The sequence below is a fragment of the Flammeovirga kamogawensis genome, assembly GCF_018736065.1.
Lineage (GTDB): Bacteria > Bacteroidota > Bacteroidia > Cytophagales > Flammeovirgaceae > Flammeovirga > Flammeovirga kamogawensis.
In genome coordinates this window covers 1353334-1369151 of sequence record NZ_CP076128.1, presented here as the reverse complement: position 1 = coordinate 1369151, position 15818 = coordinate 1353334, and the positions used below count along the sequence as shown (strand labels likewise).

The following is a 15818-nucleotide window of genomic DNA, read 5'->3' as shown; positions in this document are numbered from 1 at the left end:
ATGAATACTGATTTAAATTGGAATGAGTTCTTGAAAGTTGAAATGAGAGTGGGTACTATAATTTCGGCAGAAGAATTTAAAGAAGCTAGAAATCCTGCTTATAAATTGATAATTGATTTTGGTGAATTTGGACAAAAGAAAACATCTGCCCAGATTACTAAATTATACAAACCGTCTGATTTAATTGATAGACAAATTATTGCAGTGGTAAATTTCCCACCAAAGCAAATTGCAACTATAATGTCAGAATGCTTGGTTTTAGGTGCCATTGGAGAGGAACATGATGTTACACTTTTACACCCTGGTTTAAAAGTGAAAAATGGGAGTAGAATTGGGTAGTAAAAAAGCCTCATTGAGATAATCAATGAGGCTTTTTTATTATTGAGGATCTGTATTTGTCATACCGAAATTCATTGGAAACTTAGGAGCTTCCTCTGTCTTTCCAATAGGGCCAAATTGACCTTCATATTTCTTTAAGTTATCTTGTAAAGCCATATACAAGCGTTTTGCATGTTCTGGAGTTAAGATTATTCTTGATTTAACTTTTGCTTTTGGTAAGCCAGGCATCATTCTAATAAAATCAATTACAAACTCGCTATTAGAGTGGGCAATCATTGCAAGGTTAGCATAAGTACCTTCAGCTACATCGTCTGTTAATTCGATGTTAATTTGATTTTCTGGTTTTTTTTCTTCTTGATCCATTATATTATGATTTATCTTCTTTTGCTAATAAATATGCTCCAGCATGCAGCATTTCATAAATGATGTAGTAATAGCCTCCCAAAGGATGGTCCTCATCATATTTATCACTTTCAGCAAGCATTCCAAAAGCAGCTTCAATTACACGTTCTCTATATTTACCAGAAACATATTCTTTAGTAATTTTTGCAGCAGCTTCATGCTCCGATTCTTTTGATAAGTCTTTGTACTTTTTAATAAGCACTGCTATTTGATCATTCATTTAGGCAATTTAGTAGTTCATTTAGAATATGACAACATATACCGAGTCCAATAATGAACTTAAAGCCTACTTTAGTAAATATCAAAAGAATCTATTTGCATATTTATAGATTTAGGTAGAATAAAGTGAATCAATTAGCTATTTTTTTGAGAAATACTGGTTCATTCAAAAGTATTTGTATGTCAATTTTGTAGGGTTAAAAACATTCTGATACATTTGCAAGATAATTTGATATACTCATAATATTCATAATGATAACAGTTTCAAACTTAGGCGTTCAATTTGGTAAGCGTGTGCTTTTCCAAGATGTAAACCTTAAATTCACAGAAGGCAATTGCTACGGTATTATCGGTGCTAATGGTGCAGGTAAATCTACATTTTTAAAAACTTTATATGGTGCGCAAGACCCAACTAGAGGTAATGTATCTTTTGGAAAAGGTGAACGTACTTCTGTACTAAAGCAGGAACACCACGAATTTGATGAATTTACAGTTTTAGATACTGTAATGATGGGTCATGATGAATTGTGGGCAATTAAAAAAGAACAAGACGAGTTATATGCTAAGCCAGATTTTAACGAAGCAGATGGTATTCGTATTTCTGAGTTAACAGAACGTTTTGAAGATCTTGATGGGTGGAATGCTGAATCTGATGCAGCAAACTTGTTAAGTGGTCTACACATTGCTGAAGATCTTCACTACCAAACAATGGCTAATCTAAGTGGTAAGCAAAAAGTACGTGTGTTACTAGCACAAGCTTTATTTGGTAAACCAGATAACTTATTACTTGATGAGCCTACCAACGACTTGGATCAAGAAACAATTGCTTGGTTAGAAAATTACTTAGCAAACTTTGAAAACACGGTATTGGTGATTTCTCACGACCGTCACTTCTTAGATTCAATTTGTACGCAAATTGTGGATATTGATTTCTCTAAGATTTCAATGTTCTCTGGTAACTATTCTTTCTGGTATCAGTCAAGTCAATTAGCTTCACGTCAACAAGCACAGCAAAACAAAAAAGCAGAAGAGAAGATCAAAGAATTGAAAGAGTTTATTGCTCGTTTCTCTGCCAATGCTGCCAAGTCTAAGCAAACTACATCTCGTAAGAAGATGTTAGAGAAATTAAACTTCGAAGAAATTCAACCTTCTTCAAGAAAGTATCCTGGTATTATTTTCACTCCAGAAAGAGCTGCTGGTAACAATATTCTTGAAGTAAAAGAAATGTCGAAATCAATTGATGGAGATGTTCTTTTCAAAAATGTTGAATTCTCGATGCAAAAAGATGATAAGATTATTTTCTTATCAAGAGATCCTAGAGCAATGACTGCTTTCTTTGAGATTATCAATGAAAATGACGCTGACTTTGAAGGGGAATACAATTGGGGTGTAACAATTACTAAAGCGTATTTACCTGTAGAACACAGTGAATATTTCAAAAATGATCTAAACTTAGTAGATTGGTTAGGACAATATTCTAGTGATACGTCTGAGGCATTTATTAGAGGTTACTTAGGTAAAATGTTATTCTCTGGAGAGGAAATCTTTAAACAATCTTCTGTACTTTCAGGAGGTGAGAAAATGCGTTGTATGATGTCTAAAATGATGCTTTCGGATGCGAACGTATTAGTTTTAGATACACCTACAAACCACTTAGACTTAGAGTCGATTCAGGCATTGAACAACTCGTTAACAAAATTCCCTGGAAATATATTAATGTCATCTCATGACCACGAAGTTATTTCTACAGTTTGTAACCGAGTAATTGAGTTAACACCAAATGGTATGATCGATAGACACATGCCTTATGATGAATATATCAATTCTGAACAAATTCAAGAATTAAGAGATAGTTTATACGCGAAGTAGAAACTATTTATCAAATAGAAAAAGGTATTGAAGTAGTGCACTTCAATACCTTTTTTATTTTAAAGGATTGTATATAATGTTAATTGTAGGAAACATTGTTTCAAAAGTGATTCATTTAATTTTACTTTTGCTTAAGAGACAAATCAGAAATTCTTGATAGAATTAATTTGAAGAGTTTTTACAAACAGCATTTATCAAAATATAAGATACCTATGAAAAAGTATTTTGCTTTATTTCTTTTATTATCGCCATTATTTTTTTCTTCGTGCACAGAAGAAGAAGAACCTTCTCCGCATGAAGAAATTGATTTTAGAGATCCTCCAGAAGATGAAGATCCTTATTATCCTACATATCCTTATTAAAGTAAATGGCATTTGATTAATTAATAATCAAATGCCATTTATAGTTAAACATGTATTCCTTTTTGTGGATGTTTACCTTCAAATTGACTCAAATATTTTTTGATGTTGTAGATGTCTTTGTCCATATCATCAGTTAAGTTAGCTTTAGCCCCAAAAACAAATCGTTTTGTTTTAAAGCATATTCCCACCATATATATAGGAACATTAGCACCTCTTGCAATCCTATAGAAACCTGTCTTCCAATTGTCGTTATAAGACCTAGTACCCTCTGGAGTAACAGCCATAATTAACTCAGATCTAGAATTAAATTCACTAATCACATTATCAACTAGACGCGTATTTTTAGATCGATCAACAGGAATTGCACCTAATGAGATTAAAAATTTTCCTAGTATACCCTTACAAAGAGAACTTTTAATAAAAAATTTAGATTTGACGCCTACAATTTTCCGAGCAGGAATACCTAAGATAAAATCCCAAAAACTAGTGTGTGGTCCGACTACAACTACGAATTTCTTAACATCTTCAGGTAAGGCTCCTTCTATTTTCCATCCCAACAGCTTAAAAAGCCAAATACTCAGTGTTCTCATTAACGTAACATGATTTTCTTTACAATAGCCTGCCAATATTGAGATAATAATACTAAACGACAAATTTTAGCATTCATTTATTCATTTTCTGTTGTTGGAAAAGTCATATAAATCAACAAAATGTAAACATTTAATTCTTATTCAATTCATTTTTGAACCCGACTTTTGTAGTACAACTAATATTTAGAAACTGATGAACAGATTAATACAATATAGCAAGCTAGCAATACTATCTATCTTAATTCTCTCAAGCATTCAACAACTAAATGGACAAAACATTAAAGGTAAAGGGAGTGATACTATGCTTCCGTTAATGGAAGAACTGGTAAAAATTTATAAAGCTAGAACCACTAAATCCGTAGATATAATTGGTGGAGGGAGTTCTTTAGGTTTTAAAGGATTAACTAATTACGACATTGAATTTGCTTTATCATCTCGAAAAGTAGAAGAAAATGAGAAAGTAAAAATAGAAAAGAAATATGATCAATTACTTGAAAATATTATAGCATATGATGCTCTTTCTATTATAACTCACCCATCTAATAAAGTTACCAAGTTAACTATAGCTCAACTTAAAAAGGTTTTCAAAGGTGAAATAACAAATTGGAAACAACTAGGAGGAGAAGATTTACAAATTGTAGTGATTTCTAGAGATAAAAACTCTGGAAGTTATGGATTTATGGAGTCAATTATTTTAAATGATGAAGCAATTACAAACACATGTATTGTTTCTAGATCTAACGCAGGTGTGGTACAGAGGGTCGGTTTAGAGCGTGGTGCTATAGGCTATTGTGGTATTGCTTATGTAGAAGAAATTGTAAAGCCACTTGCTATATGTGATAGAAATAATAAATATATCTATCCGTCTTTTAAGAATGCACTTCAGAAAATTTACCCTTTATCTAGACCTCTTTATTTATACTACAGAAAATCTGATAAATTAAAGGTCGACTATCTCATCAATTTCGCATTGTCAGACAGAGGACAACAAATTATTGCACATAAAGGATACATTCCAGTATTTTAAATAAAAACTATCATGAAATTAACACCCAAAAAAAGGCAAGCTAAAAGTATAAAGACAAGATTAATCTGGTCTTTTGCAGCTAACTTAGTTATTATTTTTGTTGTTTTTATTGCTTTCGGTTCTATCAGAAATATAACCCAAAATGCAGAAGCATTGGTTGCAGAACTAAATGAATTAAGTGATAAAATCCAGAAGATTAAAACTACACGACAGTCTTTTCTTTTGACTGAAACAATTAATCCATCTTTTTACGAATCAAAGGATAATCATTTTATTATAAAACATAACTTATTATTAGATGAAATCAATCTGCAAATAGAAGGATTTTATATTAATAGCTATGTACAGAATGCCAACGTAATCCCTTCATTGCGAACGCTCCAGAATACACTTTCTTTGTATCATGTTAGCTTTGATAGTTTAATTAATGTACAGCTACAAAGAGGTTTTAAAAGCTATGGAGTAGAAGGAGATATGCGTCGTGCAATTTATAGTGTAATGAATTCAGGGTACACGTTAGATCAAGTGAAAATATTATCTCTTCGTAGACATGAAAAAGATTATATTTTAAGAAAAGACTTGCAATACCTTGCTAAACTGACAAATGTAATCACTTTATTAAAGGAGGATATAGATAACAATATCTCAGAAAAATATGGTAGAGTGTATTTAAAAGGTGGTTTAGATACCTATCTAAAGAATTTTAAAGAATTAGTAAACCTTGATAGGAAATTAGGGTACTATGGTGTTAGAGGAATAAAAGATAACCTAAATAGCGAACTATCGGTTGCCGAAAGACAAATTGCATCGGTTATAAAGACTATGATAGCCTATATGGATTATTGGAAAAGAATAAACCTTATTGTCTTATTTATATCAGCTTTTAGTATCATTTTAGTAAATGCTGGTTTACTTTTTTACCTTCTTTCGCGACTGGGTAAACCTATTAATAAATTATCAAAATCTATACATGAAATTGTAGCAAAAGATTTTCAAGGGAAGTTATATACAATTAAAACAAAAGATGAAATTGGCGATTTATCAAATGATTTTAATTATGTATTAGAAAAAATGAATGAGCGTAGTGATGAGATTATTCAACAGAAAGAAGAGCTTGCTATTACTTATGAAAAAATTGATACAATTCGACAAATTGGAGGTCGTTTAAATAAACATGTTTCAGTAGAAGCAATTGTAAAAGAGTTTTACTATTCATTGGGTAATATTTTAGACTTTTCTACTTTTTTAATTGGAGTTTATCAAAAAGATGAATTGAATTACCAAGGATATAATAATGTAGGAGAGTTCATTTCTTTTGATAGATCAATACATGAGTTTACACATTTAGGAGTCGAATGTTTTAGAAGACAAGAACCTATTATTGTACAAGATTTTTTAGGAGATGATAATAATGAGTTTAAACACTTATTACCTGTAATTACTTCTCAAAAAATTGGCTCTTTGATTTACCTCCCTATGACATCTGCATCGGGTAGAGTAGGTGTTCTTGCGATACACAATACTACTGCAAATTCTTTTACGGAAGTTCAAATAAATATGTTAGGTAGTATTGTAGTGTATGCTGTTAGTGCGTTAGATACAGCTATTAATTATGAAAGTCTAGAACATCAAGTAGAAAAGAAAACGGCTAAAATTAACTCTCAGAAAGAAGAATTAGTACAAAGTAATGCTCTTTTAAAAGGAACTTTAGAAGAATTGGAATTTACGAACAAGCAATGGAAAAGTAGTGTACAGTATGCACAAAGAATACAACAAGCCTTATTGCCTAATTTCTCTGAAGTGAGGAGTAAATTCGAAGATGCTTTTGTGCTTTATAGACCTAAAGATATTGTAAGTGGAGACTTTTATTGGTTAGAAACTAAAGGAGATTTTATTTACTTCGCTGTTGCAGATTGTACAGGGCATGGTGTTCCTGGTGCGTTCATGTCAATTTTAGGCAGAGAAATCTTATCGAATTTGGTGAATACAAAGGATATAACCTCACCTGCAGAGTTATTAGATGAACTGCATATTAGAATTAGAGTGGTGTTACAACAAGAACGTTTAAAAAACAAAGACGGAATGGATATTGGTCTTTGTGTAATGAATACTCGAACAAATGAATTTCGTTTTGCAGGAGCACATCATCCTTTATACATTGTTAAAAAGAATGATAAAGGCGAAAACTTTATTGAAGTAATAGATGGTAATAGACAATCTATTGGAGGACATGTTTTGAAAAAGAAAAAATATGCACCTTTCAAAGAACATCGAGTGGAGCGTTCTCGAAATGAAGAAATTCTATCTCTCTATATGTGTTCTGATGGGTATCAAGATCAATTTGGAGGAGACCAGGGAAGAAAATTCTATAAGAAGAATTTTAGAAATATGTTGAAAGATATTGCTGATAAACATATGTATGAGCAAAAATCAATTATTGCAATGACAATTGATGATTGGATGACAGGCAATGTAAAGCAAACAGATGATATTTTAGTTGTAGGTTTTCAACCGAAAATGGATCAGGCAAATAATTTAAAGATCGAGAATATTAAAAAAATTATGGAAATCTGCTAAATTTTATTTCTAATAAGCAACTTTTTGATAATTACGTAGTCTTATAATTAGTATATTGCAAACAGAGTTTGTAACTAAATCTTAGGACTATTGATTATCATCTCGTGAAGAACTACTATCTACTATCTGTTCTATTCTTCTACTCATTACTATCTTATGCAGAAATAGATTCAATTCAATTTCAAAGAAGTCATATTGATAGCTTGCAAAATGAGGTTCGTTTTCATGAAGAAAACCCAAATTACCTTAGTAATTTGCTAAGACTTAGTGGGCTTTATTTAAATGCTAATTTAGACTCGTCTATTTATTATGCAGATAAAGCAATTTCTTTTGCTACAAAATTAAACGATATTACTGTTTTGGAAAGAGCCTACAGGGCCAAAGGTGTAGCTTATTATTATAAAGCAGAATATAGTGATGCCCTACGATTTTATTTTGAAGCATTGAATATTAGTGAAAAAGAAGAAAACCCAAATACAGTTAATTCGACAGTTCAGAATATTGGTAAAATATATGAGGTACAACAAGAATACGATAAAGCTTTAGAATACTATTCTAGAGGTTTAGAATTATTGAACGATACATCATCTCCTAAATTAACAGCATTGGCCTACAGTAACATGGCTAATATCTTAAATTATAAAGAGGAGTATGTAAAAGCACTTTCTTACCATGAAAAAGCTATTAAAATTAGACAAAAAGAAGACAATACTTTTCTACCTTATTCATACAATGATATTGCTATTGTCTATAGAAATTTAGGTAATTTAGGAGAGGCTATTAAAGCTTATAAATTATCATATTCGTCTTTAAAAGCATTAAATGAAAAGAGAGGATTGGCAGGTGTGTCTAATAATATATCCTCATTGTACCTTGAATTAGGTAAAGTAGATAGTGCTTTGAAATACGCAAAGCAAAGTTATAAATTAGCTTATCAAGTTCATGCAAAGCATGAATTGATGGGGGCATCATTCCAATTATCAGAATTATATGAACGCAAAGGGAATTATAGAGAAGCTTTAAAATATGAGCGACAATCTAATGAATTATATGATAGCCTTTTTACACAAGAAAAAATGCGTGAAGTGGCCACATTAGAAACCCAAGTTAAATTTAATGATGAAAGGGCAAAATCTCAGTTACTAAGAGAGCAGCAAAAAGCAAAAATGGACCAACAGGTTGTTTTAACTATTGCTGCTATAATTGTTTGTTTTCTTCTTATTGGTGTAATAATGATTTTTATGAAAGAAAGGAGTAAACAGAATATCCTGAACAAAAAACTCGTTGAAGCAAATAAATTATTACAAGAACAACAAGAAGAATTAGCAAAGAAAAATAAAGAGGGAAAGGAGCATAACGATAGATTAAATACATTAAATGAAGAAAAAAATCATTTAATAGGTGTAGTTGCACATGATCTTAGAAACCCTTTAACTTCAGCATTATCATTAAGTCAGCTTTTAAACGAAGAACTTGATGGAGATAATCAAGAATGTATTCAAGGCGTTTCTAATGCACTAAATAGAATGCACGAAATGATTACAAGAATTCTTGATGTAAAAGCTATAGAGGCGGGACATCTTAACCTTATGCAATCAGAATTTGAATTGGACATTATTGTTGAATGCGTAGTTGAAAGTTGTAAACACTCTGCAGCAGAAAAGGGAATTTCCGTGCATCAAAAATTAAAGCCTGTACAAGTATATGCAGATCCTCATTGTGTAAAGCAAGTTCTTGATAATCTACTATCTAACGCAATAAAATTTTCTCCTAAAACTAAGAATATCTTTGTGGAAATTGATCAGGTGGATAATGAGGTAAAAGTGTCTATTGCAGATGAAGGGCCAGGTATCTCTACTGAAGATCAAGAAAAAATGTTTGGTAAATTCCAAAGGTTATCAGCGAAACCAACAAACGGAGAATCTTCTACAGGATTAGGTTTAAGTATTGCTAAAAAATTTATGGATGTAATGAATGGGAAATTAGAATGTAAAAGTACCCTAGGAAAGGGAAGTACTTTTACTGCTGTATTACCACTAAAAGTACCTCAAGAAACATCGGTTATTGATTAACTATTTTAGCCTTTTTGATATTCTATTAGGGTTATCAGTCAAAAAGTTTTTCCACGATTGCTTTTTTTGTGTATTATCACCTTTCTGGAAAACATGACAAACCGCTACACCTAAAGCATCTGTGGCATCAAGCAATGTTTTATCATCCATTTTAAATTTCAAAAGCTTTTCTAGCATACTAGCAACTTGCTCTTTAGAAGCATTTCCATTTCCAGTAACTGCAACTTTTACTTTTTTAGGTGCATATTCTGTAATTGGGATATCTCTAATTAAAGCAGCAGACATTGCAACTCCTTGAGCTCTTCCTAATTTTAATGCAGATTGAATGTTTTGTCCAACAAAAGGAGCTTCTAAAGCCATTTCATCTGGTGCATACTCTTCTAAGATATTTGTAATTCGCTCATGAATTTTTCTTAATTTTAAAGCATGAGTGGTAAACTTCTTTAAATGGATAACACCATATTGTACTAAAGAAACTTTTGATCCTTGGACATGAATTAGTCCATAGCCCATAACTTGAGTACCTGGGTCGATACCTAAAACTAATTTCTCAGGTTGAATTTTTTTCATGAAACGCCTAAAGCAATTTGTGTGGAGTAATTTACAAAATGATGCTTAGCAAATGTAGACAAAAAAAATGGGACCTCCGACCAAAGAGACCCCAACAGTTGTATCTTCAACTGCGAAAAACCACCCAAAATTTAACTTTAATACTTTATGCTGCTTTAAGCAAATCACGCCCCCATATTACTGCTTCTTCTGGCGACTCAAATAAGTTAATTTTAAGACTTGGTTCATTTTCTAATAAACTTTCTAGGTTTATCACTGAAAATCTAGTGAATGGATCACAATCTTCTTCAATTATAACTCCAAAATGTTTCACTTTTAAAAGTGCTATTTTGGGTAAAAACCAACTCACTAACCATGGATTAGCAGACATCCATCCCGATTTAATAAAACGTGCATCTAATAAGACAATTAATGGCTTCCCATTTTGAATGTCCTTTAATGAAGTCTCAAATAATTCTGAGAATTGTTCTGTTTGAAAATAGCCTCTCATTCTGATAGTCAGTGTAGAAGAGCGGCTATTCATATCGGTGGTAAAGTTGGTCATATCTTTTATTTTATTGTTTGCCTTAGAAACACCCTAATAACTTTTTTTGTTCAGTTACAATGTACAGTTTAATGTAAGTTTTATCTGTTTCGTAGTGTAATTTTATAGTTTTAATCAATTATTTGATTTTATATTTCTAGTAGAAACAGGTGGTGTTTATTTTTTTAATCATAGGGTACGTTGAAAATTGAAAAAATCACTTTTGAGAAGAAATAGCACATTTAAAGTATAATTTCTGTTTTGATATAGATACAAAATCAATAAAATCTCAAAAAAATAGAAAATGAATTTAAAGGAAGTGAGAAATATTCATTAGAGATCAATTAAATATCTTAGTTTTGAAGAATATTTGGGTACTTATGAGTTATACTACTAAGATCTCAAAAATTATAAAGCAATATCTTTTTACAAATTGATGATAATTCAAGGAAATTAATCTTGTGAGAGATCATCTGAGTGTGAAAAAAATTATTAAATTTGATCCTTTATTGGACAGAGAAATTACTTGCAATGGCAAAAATAGATATCATCGAAAAATACTTCCCGAACTTGACAGCAGTGCAAAAAAATCAATTTGCGCAGCTACAAGATTTATATGCAGAGTGGAATGAAAAAGTAAACGTAATCTCAAGAAAAGATATTGAGAACTTATATGAACGTCACGTGCTTCATTCTTTAAGTATTGCAAAGGTGATTGAATTTAAGCCAGGTACTGAAATTTTAGACGTAGGAACTGGTGGAGGTTTTCCTGGAATCCCTTTAGCAATCTTATTTCCAAAAGTAAAGTTTCACCTTGTTGACTCAATAGCAAAAAAGATCAATGTAGTAAACGAAATAGCAAAAACTATTGGCCTTACAAACATTGTGGCAGAACAAATGCGTGCTGAAAAGGTTGATGGTGAGTATGACTTCGTAGTTTCGAGAGCCGTTACAAGAATTGATGTTCTTTACAGATGGATCCGCTCAAAAGTGGCACATCAGCAAGGACATGACCTTAAAAATGGTATTATTTGCTTGAAAGGTGGAGATCTTACTGAGGAATTTTCAAAGTTGAAAAAGAAGCATAAGCTGATTGAAATGTCTGAAATTTTTGAAGAAGAATTCTTTGAGACGAAAAAAGTAGCTTACGTTCCAGTAACGAACTAGACAGTATGCCGAAAAAAATGCAAGACTTCCAGGTCCCTGTAAAGGAACAAATGGTCGAATTTGAAAAGAAATTTCGCTTTTTTATGAAGAGTGACGTAGCCCTATTGGATAGGATTATGAACTATATCGTAAAAAGTAAGGGAAAACAAATGCGACCAATTTTAGTTTTTCTTACAGCAGGGGCTACCGGCGAAATAATTGATCAAACGTATAGAGGTGCAGCATTAATTGAATTACTTCATACAGCAACGCTCGTGCATGACGATGTTGTAGATGATGCAGATTACCGTAGAGGTTTCTTCTCTATAAAAGCACTTTGGAAAAATAAAACTGCAGTTCTTGTAGGTGATTATTTACTTTCTAGAGGACTTTTGCTATCTGTAGAAAATAACGATTTTGAATTGCTCAAATACGTTTCTACTGCAGTTAGAGAAATGAGTGAAGGAGAGTTGATGCAAATTGAAAAAGCACGTAGACTCGATATCACTGAAGAGGTGTATTTCGAAATAATCCGTCAGAAAACAGCCACATTAATTGCAGCTTGTACTGCAGTGGGGGCAGCATCTGCCGGGGCATCTGAAGATGTTGTAAAGCGTATGCACAAAATGGGTGAAAAAATTGGTATTGCTTTTCAGATAAAAGATGATTTATTTGATTACGGAACTGCTGAAATTGGAAAGCCATTAGGAATAGATATCAAAGAAAAGAAAATGACTTTACCTTTAATCTATGCACTTAATAATGCAAAATGGTTAAAAAGGAAAGAGATTATTTTCAAAATAAAAACACAGAACACCAATCAGAAGGTTGTTCGTGAAATTATAGAATTTGTGAAAAATTCTGGAGGTTTAGAATACGCTACTGAGACAATGGAGAAATACATTAAGGAGGGTAGAGAAATTTTAGATGAATTACCAGATTCTGAATACAAAACAGCATTACATCAGTTAATCTCTTATGTTGTTGACAGAGAGATCTAGTTGCTACTATAATTAATTATCATATAACGGTTTATGAGCAGTCATAGAAAAGATTTATTGATTCAAGTTGGTAATTTTGTAGAACAACTTTATCAAATGGGAGTTAGGCAAGTAGTTTTGTCTCCCGGATCTAGAGTTGCACCACTTGCATTGGCTTTTGTAAGACACCCTCATATACAAACTAGAACAATTAGCGATGAGCGATCTGCTGCTTTTATAGCATTTGGGATCGCACAACAAACTAATACACCTGTTGTAATTGCTTGTACCTCGGGTACTGCGGCACTTAATTATGCTCCTGCAGTAGCAGAAGCTTTTTATCAGCGTGTTCCATTAATTGTTCTTACAGCAGACCGTCCAACTGAATGGATAGACCAGTGGGACGGACAAACAATCCGACAACAAAATATTTACGGAAACCATATTAAAAAAAGCTATCAAATGCCTGTTGATTTAGGGCATGATGATGCAAAATGGTATCGAAAAAGAATTGGAGCAGAGGCATTACAAGTTGCATTGGATTATCCTCAAGGACCTGTTCAAATCAATTGGCCTTTGAGAGAACCTTTTTATCCTGAAGTTGATGAGAAATTCGATTTCTCAAATGAAAATATAGGAGCAGTAGAAGTAGTATCATCAGAACCTTATTTAGATGATGAAACATGGGAAGAAACTTTACTTCCAATTCTAAATCAGCATAAAAAAATTCTAATAGTTGCAGGGCAGGGGCAATACCAAAGTTCTTTAGCAGAAAGTTTAGAAGAATTACCTTTTCCGGTAGTTTCTGATATTATTTCTAATTATGGAAGTGTAGAAAATGCAATCATTCACCAAGATGTTTTTCTTTCTCCTTCCAAGATAGAGGTTCTTCAGCCAGATGTAGTAATTACATTTGGGATGTCAGTAATTTCTAAGAATTTAAAGTTGTTTTTAAGAAATAACCCTCCTCAGGAGCATTGGCATATACAACAAGCAGGTGAAGTTCCAGATACATTCCAGTCTTTAACAAAAATAATCCGATCTACTGAAGATGCATTTTTTGACCAGTTTTCTGGTTTTGAATTAGCACATTCAACAGAATATTTGGAAGAGTGGAAAGAAAAAGACGATGTAGTAAAAACCAATAAGATTGATTTCTTTGAGTTGTTATCTTTTTCCGAGTTTGAGGTAGTTAACCACTTATTGAGAGAATTACCTGAAAATAGTGTTTTACACCTTGCAAACAGTATGTCTGTGCGTTACGCTAATTTTATTGGGTTAGAGCGAAGTGATGTAGCAGTTTTTGCCAATAGAGGAACTAGTGGAATTGATGGAAGTACAAGTACTGCTATAGGTCATGCTATAAGTAACCCAGAATGTGTCCATTTTTTATTGACAGGTGATTTAGCTTTCTTTTATGATAGAAATGCATTTTGGAACAATTACTTACCTCCAAATCTTAAAGTTTTGCTACTCAATAACCATGGGGGTGTGATTTTTAGTATGATTGAAGGTCCTACTAAACAACCTGAATTATCAGAGTATTTTGAAACTGAACAAAAAACATCTGCAAAGTTTTTAGCAGAAGAGTTTCAATGCAATCATTGGGAATTAAATTCTAGAGAAGAGTTTTATTTTACATTCGAGAGTTTCTTAGAGCCATCGGAGCAAACAAGTATTTTAGAAGTGAAAACGGATAAAGTAATTAGTAAAAACACATTTAAAGCATTTAAAAAGGAAGGTGTATTTAAAGTTTAACCTTCTTTCAAAGTACAATATTAAAGTTCTTTAGTAAAGCAATCTTATTAATTTAGGCTTGCTTTTTTTGTAAAAGTAGAATTATTTGAAGAATTTTTAGGACTTGATCAGAGTTGGTATTAATTCTTAAGTCATGTAATGTTCACAAATAGTTAATATTAAGTAGTACTTTTTAAAGAAAATGTCCTAAAAGTTCTAATTATTTGATATTTAGCATCTTGAAACTTTCAAAAACAATAATAATTCTTAATATTGTTATAACTACCAACTACAGACTAATTCTACTTATTATAATTTTCAAAGATTTGATTTGTGTTATTATGGGCATTATAAAATTACTAAAGCAAGTTTTCGTTAAGCAGCATAATTTCGTTGAAGAGCAAAAAAATTCAATGAGTAGTGGTGTTCAACAAAAAAACAAAGTTTACTACGATCTCCTAAATCAACGAATTAAGCGTAAGCAAGATAATTTGTTGAAATTGCAACATGCAGTTAAAGAGATGCAAAATTCGTTAGAGCATAACGAAACAGATGCTTCTCATGATGCAAATATCTTGGCATTAAATGCTATGATGGAAATCGAAGAAAATAGAACAATAGGATATTAAGACTAATTTGGTCTTAATAAGAGTTCTTAAATAAAAAACGGCTATCAATGTAAATTGATAGCCGTTTTTATTGTACTCAGGTAAAATTAATAAATCACTTTATTAGCCAAGTTTTCTGTCAAATCTCCAGTTTTAGAAATTAGATTTTCAACATTGTTGCTTGTTTCATCAAGTTTATTTTTTGACTTTTTGTTTATGTCACCTAATTTATTTTTACCGTTCTGAATAAGCACCTCTAATTTATCTTGAAGGTTATTCATTTTATTTAAGGTTTTTTCAATGAGTTCTTTTTTAATTTCATCATCAAGGATATCACTTTTAGAAATAGCTTCTTGAGATGTTGACTTAAGTGAATTCAATACCTTATCATTTGCTTCATCAGAGTAGTCAAGTAAAGATGTATTGATAGTTGTAATTTTATCAATTATCTCTTTATACTCTTTTTCAACCTTTGATAATTTATCAAGAGTTTCAATTTCTTTTATTAAAATAGAGTCGTTCACCTTTAAAGAAATTTCAGCTTGTAATTCGTGTTTTTTTTCTTTGGTGACTGCTTTTATCTCATCTATTTGTTGTTGATACAATAGAATGTTTTTTTGTGCTTGCTTTGATATTTCTATTAGAGATTTCATCTTTCTTTTATTTATGTTGATAATTCAAATGTCATTATTTTTCTTGCTTTAATATCTTTGTTATTGATATGAAATTATTCCATTCTGATATTTACCTGTTAAAAGAAGTTGAGAAAGATTATTTTGTTTTTGATGCGTAAATAA

16 protein-coding genes are annotated in these 15818 nt (G+C 31.6%); 10 read left to right on the top strand and 6 right to left on the bottom strand.

All coding sequences use genetic code 11. From position 1 onward, the window contains the following. On the top strand, positions 1-339 hold the full coding sequence (locus tag KM029_RS05390; RefSeq protein WP_144072287.1) for a tRNA-binding protein: 339 nt from the start codon (positions 1-3) through the stop codon (positions 337-339). Between the two features lie 39 nt (positions 340-378). On the opposite strand, the gene KM029_RS05385 is transcribed toward KM029_RS05390, so the two are convergent. Together KM029_RS05385 and KM029_RS05380 are read right to left on the bottom strand one after the other, a co-directional pair. Next, on the bottom strand, positions 379-702 hold the full coding sequence (locus KM029_RS05385) for a DUF3467 domain-containing protein (protein ID WP_126612324.1): 324 nt from the start codon (positions 700-702) through the stop codon (positions 379-381). Between the two features lie 4 nt (positions 703-706). After that, entirely contained in the window at positions 707-961 is a 255-nt protein-coding gene (locus tag KM029_RS05380) for a hypothetical protein (RefSeq protein WP_144072286.1), read from the bottom strand. A 251-nt stretch (positions 962-1212) separates the two neighbouring features. On the opposite strand from KM029_RS05380, the gene KM029_RS05375 reads away from it, so the two are divergent. Continuing rightward, positions 1213-2829: an ABC-F family ATP-binding cassette domain-containing protein gene (locus tag KM029_RS05375; protein ID WP_144072285.1), complete on the top strand. Its 1617-nt coding sequence runs from the start codon at positions 1213-1215 to the stop codon at positions 2827-2829. Positions 2830-3041: 212 nt separating this feature from the next. Continuing rightward, the gene (locus KM029_RS05370) at positions 3042-3191 is read left to right on the top strand and encodes a hypothetical protein (RefSeq protein ID WP_158630965.1); all 150 of its coding nucleotides are present in this window, start codon (positions 3042-3044) and stop codon (positions 3189-3191) included. 44 nt (positions 3192-3235) lie between these two features. On the opposite strand, the gene KM029_RS05365 is transcribed toward KM029_RS05370, so the two are convergent. Further along, on the bottom strand, positions 3236-3781 hold the full coding sequence (locus KM029_RS05365) for a 1-acyl-sn-glycerol-3-phosphate acyltransferase (protein ID WP_144072284.1): 546 nt from the start codon (positions 3779-3781) through the stop codon (positions 3236-3238). A 193-nt stretch (positions 3782-3974) separates the two neighbouring features. Between KM029_RS05365 and KM029_RS05360 the strand changes: the two genes are divergently transcribed. From KM029_RS05360 to KM029_RS05350, 3 genes are all read left to right on the top strand, one after another. After that, positions 3975-4808 carry a phosphate ABC transporter substrate-binding protein gene (locus KM029_RS05360; RefSeq protein ID WP_144072283.1) on the top strand — a complete coding sequence of 278 codons (834 nt, stop codon included), beginning with the start codon at positions 3975-3977 and terminating at the stop codon, positions 4806-4808. 12 nt (positions 4809-4820) lie between these two features. Further along, a complete protein-coding gene (locus tag KM029_RS05355; protein WP_144072282.1) occupies positions 4821-7385 on the top strand; it encodes a SpoIIE family protein phosphatase in 2565 nt (854 codons plus the stop codon). Between the two features lie 104 nt (positions 7386-7489). Next, a complete protein-coding gene (locus tag KM029_RS05350) occupies positions 7490-9457 on the top strand; it encodes an ATP-binding protein (protein ID WP_144072281.1) in 1968 nt (655 codons plus the stop codon). Here KM029_RS05350 and ruvC read toward each other — a convergent pair whose 3' ends face one another. Together ruvC and KM029_RS05340 are read right to left on the bottom strand one after the other, a co-directional pair. After that, positions 9458-10027 carry a crossover junction endodeoxyribonuclease RuvC gene (ruvC, locus tag KM029_RS05345; RefSeq protein ID WP_144072280.1) on the bottom strand — a complete coding sequence of 190 codons (570 nt, stop codon included), beginning with the start codon at positions 10025-10027 and terminating at the stop codon, positions 9458-9460. A 145-nt stretch (positions 10028-10172) separates the two neighbouring features. Continuing rightward, the gene (locus KM029_RS05340) at positions 10173-10571 is read right to left on the bottom strand and encodes a hypothetical protein (RefSeq protein ID WP_144072279.1); all 399 of its coding nucleotides are present in this window, start codon (positions 10569-10571) and stop codon (positions 10173-10175) included. Between the two features lie 510 nt (positions 10572-11081). Between KM029_RS05340 and rsmG the strand changes: the two genes are divergently transcribed. The 4 genes from rsmG to KM029_RS05320 all read left to right on the top strand — a co-directional run bounded on the left by rsmG (position 11082) and on the right by KM029_RS05320 (position 15042). Next, entirely contained in the window at positions 11082-11717 is a 636-nt protein-coding gene (rsmG, locus tag KM029_RS05335; RefSeq protein WP_184679508.1) for a 16S rRNA (guanine(527)-N(7))-methyltransferase RsmG, read from the top strand. 5 nt (positions 11718-11722) lie between these two features. Beyond that, positions 11723-12697 carry a polyprenyl synthetase family protein gene (locus KM029_RS05330; protein WP_144072278.1) on the top strand — a complete coding sequence of 325 codons (975 nt, stop codon included), beginning with the start codon at positions 11723-11725 and terminating at the stop codon, positions 12695-12697. 33 nt (positions 12698-12730) lie between these two features. Continuing rightward, on the top strand, positions 12731-14434 hold the full coding sequence (menD, locus tag KM029_RS05325) for a 2-succinyl-5-enolpyruvyl-6-hydroxy-3-cyclohexene-1-carboxylic-acid synthase (protein ID WP_144072277.1): 1704 nt from the start codon (positions 12731-12733) through the stop codon (positions 14432-14434). Between the two features lie 392 nt (positions 14435-14826). Then, entirely contained in the window at positions 14827-15042 is a 216-nt protein-coding gene (locus KM029_RS05320; RefSeq protein WP_126612345.1) for a hypothetical protein, read from the top strand. Between the two features lie 86 nt (positions 15043-15128). Here the strand turns inward: KM029_RS05320 and KM029_RS05315 are convergent, their stop codons facing one another. Further along, positions 15129-15674, bottom strand: a complete 546-nt coding sequence (locus KM029_RS05315; RefSeq protein WP_144072276.1) for a hypothetical protein — start codon at positions 15672-15674, stop codon at positions 15129-15131. Positions 15675-15818: the final 144 nt, after the last annotated feature.